General features: G+C 65.9%; 15 protein-coding genes. 9 read left to right on the top strand and 6 right to left on the bottom strand.

Annotated elements, in window-relative coordinates; all coding sequences use genetic code 11:
* Nucleotides 1-130: 130 nt before the first annotated feature.
* Nucleotides 131-1,129, bottom strand: a complete 999-nt coding sequence (locus ACFFJ6_RS22775; RefSeq protein ID WP_378392111.1) for a Bug family tripartite tricarboxylate transporter substrate binding protein — start codon at nucleotides 1,127-1,129, stop codon at nucleotides 131-133.
* 138 nt (nucleotides 1,130-1,267) lie between these two features.
* Here ACFFJ6_RS22775 and ACFFJ6_RS22770 point away from each other — a divergent pair, with 138 nt between their 5' ends.
* The 6 genes from ACFFJ6_RS22770 (at nucleotide 1,268) to ACFFJ6_RS22745 (ending at nucleotide 6,896) form a co-directional block, all read left to right on the top strand.
* On the top strand, nucleotides 1,268-1,852 hold the full coding sequence (locus ACFFJ6_RS22770) for an NnrU family protein (protein WP_378392109.1): 585 nt from the start codon (nucleotides 1,268-1,270) through the stop codon (nucleotides 1,850-1,852).
* A 2-nt stretch (nucleotides 1,853-1,854) separates the two neighbouring features.
* Nucleotides 1,855-2,676, top strand: coding sequence for a 3-methyl-2-oxobutanoate hydroxymethyltransferase (gene panB / locus ACFFJ6_RS22765; RefSeq protein ID WP_378392107.1), 822 nt, complete (start codon nucleotides 1,855-1,857; stop codon nucleotides 2,674-2,676).
* 248 nt (nucleotides 2,677-2,924) lie between these two features.
* On the top strand, nucleotides 2,925-3,578 hold the full coding sequence (locus tag ACFFJ6_RS22760) for a tetratricopeptide repeat protein (protein WP_378392105.1): 654 nt from the start codon (nucleotides 2,925-2,927) through the stop codon (nucleotides 3,576-3,578).
* Between the two features lie 54 nt (nucleotides 3,579-3,632).
* A complete protein-coding gene (locus ACFFJ6_RS22755; RefSeq protein WP_378392103.1) occupies nucleotides 3,633-4,160 on the top strand; it encodes a hypothetical protein in 528 nt (175 codons plus the stop codon).
* 73 nt (nucleotides 4,161-4,233) lie between these two features.
* A complete protein-coding gene (gene der / locus ACFFJ6_RS22750; RefSeq protein WP_378392101.1) occupies nucleotides 4,234-5,619 on the top strand; it encodes a ribosome biogenesis GTPase Der in 1,386 nt (461 codons plus the stop codon).
* Nucleotides 5,616-6,896 (top strand): TCR/Tet family MFS transporter, encoded by a 1,281-nt coding sequence (locus tag ACFFJ6_RS22745; RefSeq protein WP_378392099.1) that lies wholly within the window; start codon nucleotides 5,616-5,618, stop codon nucleotides 6,894-6,896. The genes der and ACFFJ6_RS22745 overlap by 4 nt, the downstream gene beginning before the upstream one ends.
* Before the next feature lie 66 nt (nucleotides 6,897-6,962).
* On the opposite strand, the gene ACFFJ6_RS22740 is transcribed toward ACFFJ6_RS22745, so the two are convergent.
* The 5 genes from ACFFJ6_RS22740 to radA form a co-directional block, all read right to left on the bottom strand.
* Nucleotides 6,963-8,189: an ABC transporter substrate-binding protein gene (locus ACFFJ6_RS22740; RefSeq protein WP_378392097.1), complete on the bottom strand. Its 1,227-nt coding sequence runs from the start codon at nucleotides 8,187-8,189 to the stop codon at nucleotides 6,963-6,965.
* An 81-nt stretch (nucleotides 8,190-8,270) separates the two neighbouring features.
* Nucleotides 8,271-9,017 (bottom strand): SDR family NAD(P)-dependent oxidoreductase, encoded by a 747-nt coding sequence (locus ACFFJ6_RS22735; protein ID WP_378392095.1) that lies wholly within the window; start codon nucleotides 9,015-9,017, stop codon nucleotides 8,271-8,273.
* Nucleotides 9,018-9,140: 123 nt separating this feature from the next.
* Nucleotides 9,141-10,679 carry an amidophosphoribosyltransferase gene (gene purF, locus ACFFJ6_RS22730; protein ID WP_378392093.1) on the bottom strand — a complete coding sequence of 513 codons (1,539 nt, stop codon included), beginning with the start codon at nucleotides 10,677-10,679 and terminating at the stop codon, nucleotides 9,141-9,143.
* 24 nt (nucleotides 10,680-10,703) lie between these two features.
* Nucleotides 10,704-11,333, bottom strand: a complete 630-nt coding sequence (locus ACFFJ6_RS22725; protein WP_378392091.1) for a CvpA family protein — start codon at nucleotides 11,331-11,333, stop codon at nucleotides 10,704-10,706.
* A 212-nt stretch (nucleotides 11,334-11,545) separates the two neighbouring features.
* The gene (radA, locus tag ACFFJ6_RS22720) at nucleotides 11,546-12,997 is read right to left on the bottom strand and encodes a DNA repair protein RadA (RefSeq protein WP_378392089.1); all 1,452 of its coding nucleotides are present in this window, start codon (nucleotides 12,995-12,997) and stop codon (nucleotides 11,546-11,548) included.
* Nucleotides 12,998-13,179: 182 nt separating this feature from the next.
* Between radA and ACFFJ6_RS22715 the strand changes: the two genes are divergently transcribed.
* The 3 genes from ACFFJ6_RS22715 (at nucleotide 13,180) to ACFFJ6_RS22705 (ending at nucleotide 15,840) form a co-directional block, all read left to right on the top strand.
* Nucleotides 13,180-13,572 (top strand): NifB/NifX family molybdenum-iron cluster-binding protein, encoded by a 393-nt coding sequence (locus tag ACFFJ6_RS22715; protein WP_378392087.1) that lies wholly within the window; start codon nucleotides 13,180-13,182, stop codon nucleotides 13,570-13,572.
* Nucleotides 13,573-13,948: 376 nt separating this feature from the next.
* Complete coding sequence (locus ACFFJ6_RS22710; protein ID WP_378392085.1) at nucleotides 13,949-15,586, top strand: hypothetical protein; 1,638 nt, start codon at nucleotides 13,949-13,951, stop codon at nucleotides 15,584-15,586.
* A complete protein-coding gene (locus ACFFJ6_RS22705; RefSeq protein ID WP_378392083.1) occupies nucleotides 15,583-15,840 on the top strand; it encodes a hypothetical protein in 258 nt (85 codons plus the stop codon). The genes ACFFJ6_RS22710 and ACFFJ6_RS22705 overlap by 4 nt, the downstream gene beginning before the upstream one ends.
* The last annotated feature ends 101 nt before the right edge of the window (nucleotides 15,841-15,941 follow it).

Below are 15,941 nucleotides of genomic sequence, written 5' to 3'. Positions count from 1 at the left end.
TTGCTTCGCTTTCGCTCGTAATGACGAGCGTAAGCGATGACTTGAGTCAGTCTATTATTCGTCAGGCTTGGGATAAGTGATCCCGACGGGCGGCGCGGCCTTCGCTCAGGCCAATCGACGACGTCGGCCGTTACTCGATCCTGATCCCCGCCGCGCGGATCACGCCGGACCATAGCGCCTTCTCGTCCGCCAGCGTCTTGCGCAGCTCGTCCGGTGAGGAGGGGGCAGGCGTGATCATCTGGACTTTCAGCTTCTCGATCACCGCCGGCTCGGCCAGTGACTGTCGTAGCTCGGCGTTGATCGTATCGACCAATGCGGCCGGCGTGCCGCGCGGGGCGATCAAGGCGTTCCAGGCATCGGACTGGACGTCGATGCCGCTCTCTTTCAGCGTCGGCACGTCGGGCAGAAACGGCGAGCGCTCCGGCGTCGACACCGCGAGGATCTTCAGCGTGCCGGATGCGAGTTGCGGCGCGACCGAGATCGCCGGCAGGCACGCCGCCTGCACGTCGCCTCGGATCAGTGCCGTCACCGCGTTGGGCGAGCCGGCATATGGAATATGCACGAGCTTGGCGTCCGCCCGCTGCGCGATCGCCTCCATGCAGAGCTGCGACAACGAGCCGGCGCCGATCGAGGCGTAAGCGAGACTGCTGCCCGGCGCCTTCAGCTTGGCGACGAATTCCGCGACGTTCGAGGCGCCGAGGCTCGTCGGCACCACCAGCACGTTCGGCAACCGCGTCAGCATCGTCACCGGCGTGATGTCGCGCTCCGGATCGTACGGCAGTCTCGCGAACACCATCTGGTTGATCACCAGCGGGCCGGGGATCGAGATGCCGAGCGTCGCGCCGTCCGGCGCCGCCTTGGCGACCGCGTCGGTGCCGATATTGCCGGCCGCGCCCGGCTTGTTCTCGACCACGAAGCTCGTGCCGGGATGTCGCGCCTGCAGGCTGTCGGCCAGCACGCGGCCGACGATGTCCGGCGTCGATCCGGCGCCGAACGGCACGACGATGCGCACCAGCTTCGGCGGCCATGCCGCAGTCTCCGCCGCAGCGGCGTGGCCGATCGCGCAAATCGCGACGCCGAGCATTGCCAGCGCCGGCCGCAGCGTCCGGCGGAATAAGTGTGCCAGCATTTGCATCGGTCCTGTAAAGAGTGATACCCGGTTTCGCCCGCGTGGCGCCGTCTGCGGCAGCCGCGATGGCGCGGACCATAGGCAGATTTCGCCGGTGCGCAAACCGCCGCAGGCGCCGGCCGGGACAGGAGAGACGCGATGGGACTTGCGGTGATGATCCTCGGCCTGGTGCTGTTCATCGGCACCCATGTCGTGACGACGCGGCGCGATCTGCGCAGCAAGCTGATTGGGATCGGCGGCGAAGCCGTGTACAAGATCGGCTATGCGGTGCTGGCGATCGGCGGCCTGATCCTGATCGCCTACGGCTTCGGCTCCTATCGCGCTCACGGCTGGATCGATGTCTGGTATCCGCCGCATTGGACCAAGCATCTCACCGCGCTGTTGATGCTGCCGATGGCGATCCTGCTGGCTGCGGCCTATTCGCGCGGCCGCATCTACGCCGCCGTGAAGCACCCGATGCTCACCGCGGTGAAGCTGTGGGCGGTCGGGCATCTGATCGCCAACGGCGATCTCGGTTCGATCATCCTGTTCGGCTCGCTGCTGGCCTGGGCGGTGTACGACCGCATCTCGCTGAAGCGGCGCAGCGACGCGGGCGGCCCGCCGATCCCGGTCGGCGGCGTCAAGAACGACGTCGTCGCCATCGTCGCCGGCATCGTGCTGTATCTGGCGCTCGCCTTCGTGTTCCATCCCTACGTCATCGGCGTGTCCGTGTTCGGAGCCTAAGCATGTCTGTTCAATCGACCATCCGGCGGAAGACCGCTCCGGACATCCGCGCGCGCAAGGGCGGCGATCCGATCGTGATGCTGACCTCGTATCACGCGCATACGGCGTCGCTGGTCGATCGCTATTGCGACGTCATCCTGGTCGGCGACTCGCTCGGCAACGTCATGCACGGATTCGAGACCACCGTGCCGGTGACGCTCGAGATGATGATCCTGCAGGGCCACGCGGTGATGCGCGGCTCGCAGCACGCGCTCGTCGTGGTCGATATGCCGTTCGGCTCGTACGAAGCCTCGAAGGAGCAGGCCTTCCACTCCGCCGCGCGCATCCTGAAGGAGACTCACTGCGGCGCGGTGAAGCTCGAAGGCGGCGTGCGCATGGCGGAGACCATCGCGTTCCTCACCCAGCGCGGCATTCCGGTGATGGGCCACATCGGTCTCACGCCGCAGTCGATCAACACGCTCGGCTCGTTCCGCGCGCAGGGCCGCGAGGAAGGCAGTTGGGAGCCGATCGAGGCCGACGCCCGCGCGGTCGCCGAGGCCGGCGCGTTCTCGGTCGTGGTCGAAGCCGTCGCCGAACCGCTCGGCCGCAAAGTCACCGAGATCATTCCGATCCCGACCATCGGCATCGGCGCCAGCGCCGCCTGCGACGGTCAGGTGCTGGTGCTCGAAGACATGCTCGGCCTGTCGCCGAAGCCGCCGAAGTTCGTCAAGCGCTATGGCGAGCTCGGCCCGGGCATCGAGGCGGCGATCAAGGGCTACGCTGAGGAGGTCCGCTCGCGTGCCTTCCCGGGTCCGGAGCACGTCTACGGCATGAAGAAGAGCTGACAATCGATGGCATCTGGGGCGCCGATCCGGCAGGATCGGTGCCTTGGGTTTGCCTGAAGTTTGCCGCATGCTTTTCGACGCCAGCGGGTCGCAAGGCTTCGGTTGATCGTTTCGGGACATCCCCTTGATTTGGCTGGCTTTGCCTTGCCTCCGCCATAACGCTAGGGTATCGCCGCCGCAGCGTCTGGGGGACGGGCGCGCGGCGCATCTGGGCGAAAGCGCCGCCCGTCGGGACAGGAAATCCATAAGTGTCTGAAATATTTAATGAAATCGATGAGGAAGTGCGTCGCGAGCGGCTCAAGAAGCTGTGGGACAAGTACTCGCTTCTCATCATCATTGTGGCCGTCCTATTCGTCGCCGGCGTCGGCGGCTGGCGCGGTTACCAATATCTGGAATCCAAGAAGGCAGCCGAAGCCGGCGCCGCCTTCACCGCCGCGGCCGAACTCGCCGACCAGAACAAGCACGCTGAAGCCGAAGCCGCGTTCAACAAGGTGGCCGCCACGGCCCCCGCCGGTTATCGCAATCTGGCGCGGCTCCGCGCCGCCGCCGAGGCCGCCGCGCGCGATCCCCAGCAGGGCGTGAAGCTGTTCGACGCCATCGCGGCCGACCGCTCCGTGCCGTCGCAGGATCGCGACCTCGCCACGCTGCGCGCCGGCCAGTTGCTGGTCGATACCGCGGGCTACAACGACATGGTGCAGCGGCTCGAACCGATCTCAGGGCCGGGCGCCATCTATCGTCACACCGCGCGTGAAATGCTGGCGCTATCTGCTTGGCGCGCCAACAATGTTGCGGCGACGCGGCAGTGGGTCGAGCAGATCAATCTCGATCCCGAGACGCCGACGAGCCTGCGCAATCGCGCCGAAGTTCTGCAGGCGCTGCTGCCGCCTGCCGCCAAGAGCTAGTACGACACCGACCGGCATCATCGCCAACGTTCGAGTTCACGTGAGACACCGTCCATGCGCCGTTCGCACCGCCTGATCTCCCTTGCCGTCCTGCTCGCGCTGTCGAGCGGACTGGCCGGCTGTGGCAGCCTCGGTGGCTGGGACCCGACCGATATGTTCGACTTCCTCGACAACAAGAAGAAGCTCGCGGGCGACCGCAAGCCGGTGTTCCCGGAAGGGGTGCCCGGCCTCGAACAGGGCGTGCCGAAGGGCCTCTACAAGGGCGCGCAGCAGGATCAGGCCGCCGTCGAGGCGGCCCCCGTCGCGCCGCCGCCGGAAGCGAAGCCGAAGCGCAGCAAGTCGCACCGCAATGCGTCCGCGTCGCGCCCCGCCGCGCAGCCGGCATCCGACGCCGAGCCCGCGCCGGAAGAGGATGGCAGCACGGCCGCCGCTCCGCCGGCGCCGAAGCCCGCCAAGCAGGCGCGCCGCCGCAGCACCACCGCCCCGGCACCCGATCAGCCCGCCGACTCCGCTCCGGCCCAGCAGCAGCAGGGCACCTCGGCGTTCCCGGCGCCGCTGCCGAGCGGCACTTTCCAGCGCTGATCCTGATGGCCGGACGCGCCTCCGGCATGTCGCGACATTGACAGGTCACCGCTTCTCGGCGCACGGATCAGCCATGTCGTTCACCATCGCCATTATCGGCCGACCTAACGTCGGCAAGTCGACGCTGTTCAATCGTCTGGTCGGGCAAAAGCTCGCGCTGGTCGACGACACGCCCGGAGTCACGCGCGACCGTCGCGAAGGCGAGGGGCGTCTCGGCGATCTGGAATTCACCATCATCGACACCGCCGGACTCGACGAGGGAGCCAAAGGCTCGCTGACCGCGCGGATGCAGCAGCAGACCGAAACCGCGATCGAACTCGCGGACGCGCTGATGTTCGTGTTCGACGCGCGCATGGGGCTGACGCCGAACGACCGCGCCTTTGCCGACTTCGCCCGCCGCGCCAACAAGCCTGTCGTGCTGGTCGCCAACAAGAGCGAGGGGAAGCACGGCGAGATCGGTGCCATGGAGTCTTACGCGCTTGGGCTCGGCGATCCGGTGCAGATCTCCGCCGAGCACGGCGAAGGCCTCAGCGAACTCTACGACGCGCTGCGCGAACTGATGCCGGAGCCCGTGGAAGAGGACGAAGACGACGACGAAAACCTCAACGAATTGACCGAAGAGGAAATCGCGCGGCGGCCGATCCGCGTCGCGATCGTCGGCCGGCCCAATGCCGGCAAGTCGACCTTCATCAACCGGCTGCTCGGCGAAGAGCGGCTGCTGACCAGCCCGGAAGCCGGCACCACGCGCGATTCCATCGCGGTCGAGGTGCAATGGAAAGGCCGCGACTTCCGCGTGTTCGACACCGCCGGGCTGCGGCGGCGGTCGCGGATCGAGGAGAAGCTGGAGAAGCTCTCGGTCGCCGATGCGCTGCGCGCGGTGCGCTTCGCCGAGGTCGTCGTGCTGATGATGGATTCGCAGAACCGCTTCGAGGAGCAGGACCTGCGTATTGCCGATCTGATCGAGCGCGAGGGCCGGGCGCTGGTGATCGCCGTCAACAAATGGGACCTTGTCGAGCAGCAGGGCGGCCAGATCTCGCAGCTTCGCACCGACGCCGATCACTGGCTGCCGCAGATCCGCGGCGTGCCGATCGTCGCGACGTCGGGCATGCTGGGAGAAGGCGTCGACCGGCTGATGCAGGCGATCCAGGACGCCTATGCGGTCTGGAATACGCGGGTGTCGACCGCGGCGCTGAACCGCTGGTTCGAGCAGGCGGTGGCGCAAAACCCGCCGCCCGCGGTGGCCGGCCGCCGTCTGAAGCTCAACTACGTGACGCAAACCAAGGCGCGGCCGCCGAGTTTCGTGGTGTTCTGCTCGCGCGCGGATGCGGTGCCCGAATCCTATCTGCGCTACCTGATCAACTCGATGCGTGGCGTGTTCAAGCTGCCCGGCACGCCGGTGCGGATCACGCTGCGCGAAAAGGCCAACCCGTTCGCCCACAAGCGCAAGCGGAAGTCATGACCAGCGGCGACCAACCGTCCGACACGATCGGGGCGGGAGGCGCGCGGCCCGCCGCGGTGGGATTCATCTTCGTCACGATCCTGCTCGACATGCTGAGCATCGGCATGATCCTGCCGATCCTGCCGAAGCTGATCGAGAGTTTTGCCCACAACAACACCGCCGACGCGGCGCGGATCTACGGCCTGTTCGGCACAGCCTGGGCGCTGATGCAATTCGTAGCGTCGCCGGTGCTCGGTGGACTATCCGATCATTTCGGCCGCCGGCCGGTGATTCTGCTGTCCAATCTCGGGCTCGGTCTGGACTACATCCTGATGGCATTGGCGCCGTCGCTCGGCTGGCTGTTTCTCGGCCGGGTGATTTCCGGCATCACTGCGGCGAGTATTTCCACCGCCTTCGCCTACATCGCCGACGTCACGCCCGCCGAGAAGCGCGCCGCCGTGTTCGGCAAGGTCGGTGCCGCATTCGGGCTGGGCTTCATCATCGGCCCTGCGATGGGTGGGCTGCTCGGCGGCGTCGATCCGCGGCTGCCGTTTTGGGTGGCGGCCGGGCTGAGCCTTTGCAACGCGCTGTATGGCTTGTTCGTACTGCCGGAGTCGCTGCCGCCGCAGCGCCGCTCACCGTTCCGCTGGAAGTCGGCCAATCCCGTCGGCGCCGTGCGGCTGCTCGCCTCCAACAACCGGCTGGCCGCGATGGCGGTCGTCGAGTTCTGCGCGGAGGTCGCGCATGTCGCGCTGCCGGCGATCTTCGTGTTGTATGCGAGCTATCGCTACGGCTGGAGCGAGACCACGATCGGTCTGGCGCTCGCGTTCGTCGGTGTTTGCACCGCGATTGTACAGGGCGGGCTGGTCGGGCCGGCCGTCAAACGGCTCGGCGAACGCAATGCGCAGATCATCGGCTATGGCGGCGGCGCGGCCGGCTTTCTGATCTATGCTCTTGCGCCGACCGGGGCGCTATTCTGGATCGGCATTCCGGTGATGACGCTATGGGGTATCGCGGGGCCCGCGACCTCCGGGATGATGACGCGTTTCGTCTCGGCCGAGCAGCAGGGCCAACTCCAGGGCGCGATGACCAGCGTCAAGAGTATCGCCGAACTGATCGGGCCCTTCCTGTTCACGCTGATCTTCGCGTATTTCATCGGCGGCAATGCGCCGTTCGCACTGCCCGGCGCGCCATTCCTGCTCGCGGGCGCCCTCCTTGTCGTCTCGGTGGTGATCGCGGCCAGCGTAGCCCGTGGTCCCGAAAGCAATCAGGCGCCGCAAGCGGCGCCTGAGAGCTGAGATTTCCTGCGGTCGTCAGTCGCGCGATGCTTCGCGCCGAACGTTGGCTCGCAAGGACGGAATAGCTTACTTCTTCACCAGCGGGCACTCGCTGTCCGCGAGCGGCCGGGCCGCGTCTTCGGCCGAGATGTCGGCGATCTTCTTGTAATAGTCCCACGGGCCCTTCGACTCCGCCGGGGTCTTCACCTCGAACAGATAGGCCGGAACCATGCGGCGGCCGTCCGCACGGATGATCGACTTGCCGAACGGCACGTCGTCCGCCGGAATCTCCTTCATCTTGGCGACAACCTTGGCGCCGTCATGCGGATTGCCGCCCATCGCCTCGAGGGTCTTGAGATAATGCAGCACGGCGGCATAGACGCCGGCCTGGGTCATCGACGGCTTGGCGTTGTTCTTGGCCTGCTCCGAAAACTTCTTGGCGAAGGCGCGGGTGTTGTCGTTGAGATCCCAGTAGTAGGACTCGGTGAACGTCAGTCCCTGCGCGACCTTGAGACCGAGCGAGTGGACGTCGTTCACGAACAGCAGCAGCGCAGCCAGCTTCTGGCCGCCGGATGTGATGCCGAATTCGGCCGCTTGCTTGATCGAGTTCGTCGTATCGCCGCCGGCGTTCGCGAGGCCGACGACCTTCGCCTTGGACGCCTGCGCCTGCAGCAGGAAGGACGAGAAGTCGGCGTTGTTGATCGGGTGTTTGACGCTGCCGAGCACCTGGCCGCCATTGGCCTTGACCACCGCGGTGGTGTCGCGCTCGAGCGCGGCCCCGAATGCGTAGTCGGCGGTGAGGAAGAACCAGGTGTTGCCGCCGGCCTTGGTCAGCGCCTGACCGGTGCCGTGCGCCAGCATGTAGGTGTCGTAGGTCATCGAGATGGTGTTGGGGTTGCACGCCTTGCCGGTGAGGTCCGCGCTGGCGCCGCCCGAATTCATCAGGATGTTGTTCTTCTCTTTGACGAGATTGCTGATTGCCAGCGCAACGCCGGAGTTCGGCGTGTCGGTGATCATGTCGACCTTGTCGACGTCGATCCACTGGCGCGCAACGTTGACGCCGATGTCGGGCTTGTTCTGGTGATCGCCGGCGATCAGCTCGATCTTCCAGCCCTTCGCTTCCAGGCCGGAATCGGCGATCGCGAGTTTCGCCGCGACGACGGAGTTCGGTCCGCCGATATCGGCGTACAGGCTCGACATGTCGTTGAGCACGCCGATCTTGGCGGTCTTGTCCTGGGCGAATGCGGGCGAGGCGAACGCGGCGCTCGCCAGCGCAAGCGCAAGCGCATGACGACGCGAGAATGCGGCTTTCATGATTTCCCCCTTTGAGGATGGCAGATTGTGAGCGGGTGTGGTCCCCGCTTGCGGTCAGTCAATCTTGCCGTCCTGCGGAAGTCAATCCGCGGTGGGGTCTTTCAGCGCGCCGGACACGCGGTCGAACAGCTTGCCGGTTTCGGCCCAGCTGGGCAGGCAGAGCGGTAACAACTTCTCGACGACTTCGTCGGGAGTCGGCAGTGTTTCCGGGTCTTCTCCGGGCATGATCGTGCCACGTAGCTTGGTGCGCGTCGGACCAGGATCGAACAAGTTGACCCGGATCGGTGTCGTATTGACCACTTCCTGGGCCCAGACTTGAACTAAAGTCTCAAGCGCCGCCTTGGAGGCCGCATAGGGACCGCGATAAGCCGGGGCCCGACCGCCGGCGCGCGACGTCAGGAAGACCGCGCGGCCGGCATCCGACGCCCGCAATAGCGGCTCCATGCAGCGGATCAGCTGGAAATTCACCGTCAGGTTGAGGTTGATCACGTCGGACCAAGACTTCACCTCGATGTGGCCGAGCGGCGACGACGGCCCGGCGACGCCGGCATTGCCGACCAGCACGTCCAGCTTGCCGTGGCGTTCGTAGATCGATGCGCCGAGGCGGGCGATAGCCTCGAGATCCTTGAGGTCGAGCGGCACCAGAGTGGCGGCATGGCCGCCGTCGGCGCGGATCGAATCGTCGAGCTCTTCGAGACCGCCCTGCGTCTTGGCGACGGCGATGACATGAGCGCCGGCGTTGGCGAGCGCGCGAGCTGTCGCATAGCCGATGCCGCGCGAGGCGCCGGTGACGAGGGCGATGCGGGAGGCGAGGGGCTTGTCGGTCATGGAGGCACTTGGATGTTGGGCCGAGGCCGGAACTGCCGCAGCCGATACCGCTGTTCTAAAGACGTTGAAGCCCGGCACAAGGCCGGGCTTCACGAACTTTAGTCAGGCGACGCCGGCGAGCAGTCAGCTCGCTTCGGCCAGCAGAGACAATTGCCGCGGCGAAGTTTCGGTCTGGTTCATGTCGGTCAGCGGCGTCGGATATTCGCCGGTGAAGCAATGGTCGGTGAATTTCGGCATCGCCGGGTCACGGCCCGGTTCCCCCATCGCCCGATAGATGCCGTCGACCGACAGGAAGGCCAGCGAGTCGGCGCCGATCAGCTCGCGCATCTCTTCCAGCGAATGCGTCGCTGCGAGGAGGCCGGCGCGATCCGGCGTGTCGATGCCGTAGTAATCGGGGTGAGTGATCGGCGGCGAGGCGATCCGGAAATGCACCTCGCGGGCACCGGCATCGCGCATCATCTTGACGATCTTCTTCGAGGTCGTCCCGCGCACCAGGCTGTCGTCGATCAGCACGATGCGCTTGCCCTCGATCGCCGCGCGGTTGGCGGAGTGCTTCATCCGCACGCCGAGCTCGCGCACGCTCTGGGTCGGCTGGATGAAGGTCCGGCCGACATAGTGATTGCGGATGATGCCGAGCTCGAACGGCACGCCGCTCTCGCGGCTGTAGCCGATCGCCGCCGGCACGCCGGAGTCAGGGACCGGAACGACCACGTCTGCCTCGAGATGGCTCTCGCGCGCCAGCTGGGCACCGAATGCCTTGCGGACGTCATAGACCGAACGGCCGCCTACGATCGAATCCGGTCGTGCGAAGTAGATGTACTCGAAGATGCACGGTCGGGGCGGCTGAGGCGGGAAGGGCTTGTGACTCTGCGCACCCTGTTCGTCGAACACGATGATTTCGCCGGGCTCGACGTCGCGCACATATTTGGCGCCGATAATGTCGAGCGCGCAGGTTTCCGACGCCAGGATCGGGCAGCCGTCGAGCTCTCCGAGCACCAGCGGGCGGATGCCCAGCGGGTCGCGTGCGCCGATCAACTTCTTGTTGGTAAGCGCGACCAGCGAGTAGGCGCCCTCGATCGCACGCAGCGCTTCGATGAAGCGGTCGATGAAGCGGCCGCGCTTGGACTGCGCGACGAGATGCAGGATCACTTCGGTGTCGGTGGTCGACTGCATGATCGCGCCGCTCTGCACCAGCTCGCGGCGCAGCGTCAGCCCGTTGGTGAGATTTCCGTTGTGGCCGACCGCAAAACCTCCGGCGTTCAGTTCCGCGAACAGCGGCTGCACGTTGCGCAGAATGGTCTCGCCGGTGGTCGAATAGCGGACGTGGCCGACCGCCAGATTGCCGGGCAGTCGCGCGATCACATCAGCCCGAGAGAAGGTGTCGCCGACCAGGCCGAGACGGCGTTCTGAATGAAACCGGCCGTGGTCGTACGAGACGATGCCGGCAGCTTCCTGACCGCGGTGCTGCAGGGCGTGCAGCCCAAGCGCCGTGATCGCGGCCGCATCGGGGTGGCCGAAGATGCCGAACACGCCGCATTCTTCGCGCAGCGTGTCGCCATCTGTGTCGAACACGTCGTCTGGGACGTGATGATCGGGAGTTTGCGGGTCGCGAGCGTCCGATGCGGGCGTTGCGGCGTCGTCGGAAGGGCTCTGCGCGTGCATCGGGCCTCTCAGTTGGGCCAACGCTCAGCGCGCGGCCGGTTTGCCCTCTATCAGCTTTTTCAAACTGTCGCGGGCGGGTTTGCTGTAGCCGTCACCATTGCCGGGAGCCGCCGAATCGTCGGTCTGCTCTTCCTCCGGCTTGTTTTTCTTGAACCTCTTCAAGATGGTGTTTTCAGGGTCATCCGGCAAGAGTGTCATCAACCAGTCACCAGTTCCTTGCAGGACCGTGCGTGACTTCGCGTTGACCACCCAATCCGGGCGCTGTTTGTCCGGCACCAGCCAGTTGAAGAACAGATAGGCCACCACCACGATCAGCAAGCCGCGGGCGAGGCCGAACAGGAACCCGAGGGTGCGGTCGAGCGCGCCAATGCGCGAATCCAGGATCATGTCCGAGATCCGCACAGTAATGATCGATACAATGATCAGCGTGCCGAGGAACACGCCCGCGACCACCACGACGGCAGCGACCGTGTCGTTGGAGAAATAGGTCTTGGCGGTCGGCAGCAGCTTCTGGAATGCGTAAAGCGTGACCAGTGCGGCGGCGCCCCACGCGGCGATCGACAGCACTTCGCGCATGAAGCCGCGGACCATCGCCAGCAGGCCGGACACCAACATCACCGCGAGGACAACGAAGTCGAGAATCGTGATCGGCATCGGCCAGTCGGGTCCGCTGGGTGTGCAACAAACGGCGAATCGCGCGCGCGCCGTCAGGGCACGTGACGGTGATATGGCACGCCGCGCAAGGCGAGAAAACGGTCAACGGGGCACTCGACACAACATAGATCTGCCGGGTCGATGGACGGTCGGCCTCCGCCCGCCATGCGCGCGCGTTGTATAGCGGCGCGTTCTCGAAAGGTCACCCCGGATCAGCCTTCTCGCTGCCGGAATCGCGCCGGTGTGGCATTTTTCTCCGCACTGTCCCGCTCGCGCGCGGCGGGGCGCGGCGTTCCCCGGGCAGCAATGTCGGCGACGAGGCTGGTGAGGCCGCCAACGCTCTGCAGGGACAGGCCGGCGTCGGACGGGGCATCGCCGCGTGTCTGTTCCGGAAGGACCGCGCGGCCGAAGCCGAGCTTGGCGGCCTCCTTCAGCCGCGCCGGGGTCTGCGCTACGGGCCGCACCGCACCGGACAGCGAGATTTCGCCGAAATACACCGCATCTGTCGGAAGAGGCGAATTCGCCAGCGACGATACCAGCGCAGCGGCGGCCGCGAGGTCGGCCGCCGGCTCGTTGATCCGCAGGCCGCCCGCGACGTTGAAATAGACGTCGTATCCCGACAGTTTGACCCCGCAATGCGCCTCGAGCACCGCCAGCACCATCGACAGCCGCGCCGAATCCCAGCCCACCACCGCACGCCGTGGGGTGCCGAGCGTGGACGGCGCCACCAGTGCCTGCAATTCGACCAGCACTGGGCGGGTGCCTTCGATGCCGGCAAACACCGCGGTGCCCGGCGAGCCGAGGTCTCGCTCGGACAGGAAGAGTTCCGACGGATTGCTGACTTCGCGCAGACCCAGCCCGGTCATCTCGAACACGCCGATCTCGTCGGTCGGTCCAAATCGGTTCTTCACCGAGCGCAGAATGCGGAACTGCTGCGAGCCTTCGCCTTCGAAAGACAGCACCGCGTCGACCATGTGTTCGACCACGCGTGGCCCGGCGATCTGGCCGTCCTTGGTGACGTGGCCGACCAGGATGATCGCCGCGCCGCTCTTCTTGGCGAAGCGGATCAGCGCCTGCGCCGACGCACGGACCTGTGTCACCGTGCCGGGCGCGGATTCCACCGTGTCGGTCCACATCGTCTGAATCGAATCGATGACGATCAGCTTCGGTGTCGCGCCTTCGGACAGCGTCGCGATGATGTCTTCGACGGAGGTCTCGGCGGCGAGTTCGACGGGCGCGGCGGCGAGACCGAGCCGCTCGGCGCGCAGTCGCACCTGTGCGATCGCCTCTTCGCCGGAAATATAGACGGTGCGATGCCCCGCCTTGGCCATCAGGCTGGTCGCCTGGGTCAGCAGCGTCGACTTGCCGATGCCGGGATCGCCGCCGACCAGCAGCACCGAGCCGCGCACGAATCCGCCGCCGGTGACGCGGTCGAGCTCGGCCATGCCGGACGGCAGGCGAGGGGCGTCGTTGCTCTTGCCGGCCAGCGACTCCAGCTTGAACGTCCGTCCGCGCCGCTTCGCCCGGATGCTGACGGGAACGGCGCTATCGCCGGCTTCCTCGACCAGCGTATTCCACTCCCCGCAGGCCTCGCATTTGCCCTGCCAGCGATTAAAGGCGGCGCCGCAGTTCTGGCAGACAAAGGACGAGGAAGCTTTGGCCATCAGCGATGCTCGGGCGGGGTGACTGGGTAGTCTTGTTGTTCATATTTTGTTCTTCGCGTCAACTGCTGCGGCATCCCGGAGCGGGCGTCGATCCCGGACACGAGCAGAGCTGGATCAAGGCCCTCGGCGGCAAGGCGGGGCACTGTTGCTTCCGAGTCTGATCGCAGAGCGAAAGAACAAGCATGAAGATCGCTATCCCCACCGCAGACTGGATCACCGTCAGCGGCCACGCCGGGCAGGCGCGGCAATGGCTGGTGTATGATCTGACGGGGCATCATGACGGCGACACACTGCCGTCGCCCGCGCGGGTCGAACTCACGAAAGAGCAGCTGCCGCACCACTTCAAGGACGATGGTCCGCATCCACTCGACGGCGTCGAGGTCATTGTAGCGGGCAGTGCCGGCGACGGCTTCGTCCGCCACATGAAGAAACGCGGCGCCGATGTGCTGCTCACCGGCGAAACCGATCCGGCGGCCGCGCTCGACCACGTCATCAAGGGCGAGGCGCTGCCGGACCAGCGTTTCGACATCACCACAACGCTGTGCCGGCTGCGCGATCTGTTTTCGCGGCATTGAAAGCACGAGAGCGCCAAGAGCAGCTCGGCGTTGCGAGCGCATTTCAAAGCATGGCCACTCAGGCGGTCAGCATGATGCCATCCACCACCAGCCGACCACGCTCAGGTCGATCGTCGGCATGCAACGCTTGGTGCGGAAGCGCTGAGCATCAGCGACAAGCCAACGGTCGCGCCTTTCGCCAGGATGTTTCAACAGGCGCGTCTAAATGCACTGCGACCGCCCGTCGAGATGAAGGCACGGGACGTTCGCCCTTTGTTTCAGGTGTAGACGTCCCATCAGGCGGGCATCGCTCTGTCTTGACCGGCGATATTGACCCGGTGCTAACCGGCAGCGGGGATGATCGGCCGAGATCGACGCGGGTGAGGGATATCGTGCAATGAAGACGGCCGCCGACGCCATGCCGGGCCAGCGACCGACGCTCGGCTGGTTTATCGCTGCGGCCGCGCTGGTCATCGTGTTGCTGGCGCCGTTTCTGATGGTCGATGTGCCGGCGGTGTTGGACTATCCCAATCACTTGGCGCGCTACTTCGTCCTGGCGCATCCGGACGATCCGATCCTGTCGCAGTTCTACGCGCCGCACTGGCGGATTTTGCCAAATCTCGGCATGGACGTGATCGGCACCGTGCTGCTCAACGTCTTCAGCGTTCACGTCGGCGGCCGCATCCTGCTTGCACTCAGCCTGCTGATGCCGGTGATCGGTGCCGTGGTCTATCACCGCGTGGTGTTCGGCCGGTTCTCGTATTGGCCGCTTGCCGCTGGTGCGGTCGCCTACAACGCGGTGTTCTTTCTCGGCTTCATGAATTTTCTGCTGTCGCTTGGCCTGGCGCTGATCGGCGCCGCGACGTGGATCGCGCTGCGCCGAAACAACCGCACCGTCGCGGCCGCCCTCGTCGGTGCGGCATTCTCGGCCGTGGTGTTCTTCTCGCACATCTTCGGGGTGGCGCTGTTCGCGTTATTAATCGGCAGCGAGGAGATCGCGCGGAGCGTGCGAGCACGACGCGGCGGCGCTTCGGTGTCGCGCGCACTGGGCGCCGCAGGGCTGTTGCTGACGGTGGCGCTTGCTCCAGCAGTGGCACTGTATCTGGCAAGTCCGCTTTCGGAAGCAGGGGTCGATACGGGCCCGTGGCGCGGCCTCGCTAAGCTATGGGACCTGGTTGCCCCCGTGATGACGACGAGCGAGGTGGTGACGATCCTGAGCCTCAGTGCCTTGTTGATCGTGCTGGGGCTTGCGGCGCGGGGCATTCGATTGGCGCCGGCGTTGCCCCTGACGTTTGCGGTGCTCACGGCGATCTTTGTGATCGTGCCGGCGCGGTTCAAAGGCGGCAGCTTCCTCGACAGTCGCCTCGCCGTGATGGCGGCCGTGCTGCTGTTCGCCGGAATGCTGCCGCAGCTATCGCCGCGTCGCGCAATGGCCGTTGCGACGCTGGTGATCGCTCTGGTCGTCGGACGATCGGCCTATGTCGCACATGACTGGTACGACCACCGACGCGATCTCGCCGAGTTGCGTGCCGCGATTGCCCATGTCGAGCCCGGCGAGAAGGTGTTGATGGCCCGTGGTCGCGAGGTCGAGATCGCTACGTCGGCGCAGGCCGGACGCGCGCTGGCGGGTTACTTTCCGATCGATCACCACGTCGGCGCGCTGCTGACGATCGAAAGGCGGGCGTTCTGGCCTCTGATGTTCGCCGAAGCATCTCAGCAGCCGATGGTCGTGAAACCGGCGTTTGCATCCTATGCCGCCCCATTGTGCGAGCCGGTGGAGCTGTCCGTGCTGATGCAGACAGCCTCGTCAGCGCGAGGAGAGGCTGCGCCTGGCTGCAAGAGCTATCTGGCCGACTGGCCCCACCGCTTTGATGCCGTGCTGATGCTCGAGCCGCCGGCCAAGGCGCCGCTGCCGGAGATGTCGCCGGTCTATCAGAGCGACTACGTCGCGCTGTACCGCGTGACGCCGCCGGACGCCGAGCCGCCTTCCGCTGGCCGCGTCCATGCCGGTGAGTTAGGCTCGTCGGCGCAATGAACCCGCGCCGTCACGACAATGACTATGAACGTCGCAAGTGGCGGCAGGTTGCCGGGCACTTCGTCATGGGCGCGGTGTTCGGAGCTGGGTTTGCGGTGATCCTGCTGCTCGGCAATTACTTCGGTCTGGCGAAGGTGATCGACACCAGCGAGGCGCCGATGCTGGTGAGGGCCGTGCTGGTCGTCGGCATCGCCGGCTCGTTCGCATTCTGCGCGGCCGTCACCGGCTTCCTATTTCTGGTCCATGAGGACTGAGCTCAGTCCGTCATTGCGAGCGGAGCGATGCAATCCAGGCTCCGCGCTCGGTGCCGGATTGTCTCGTCGCTCCGCTCCGAGAAAAGCCGCCAGCGGATGCA

Origin of the sequence: Rhodopseudomonas telluris, assembly GCF_042432815.1 — a bacterium.
Lineage (GTDB): Bacteria > Pseudomonadota > Alphaproteobacteria > Rhizobiales > Xanthobacteraceae > Rhodopseudomonas > Rhodopseudomonas telluris.
The sequence above is the reverse complement of the archived record's forward strand: the minus strand, read 5'-3'. Positions and strand labels throughout refer to the sequence as shown.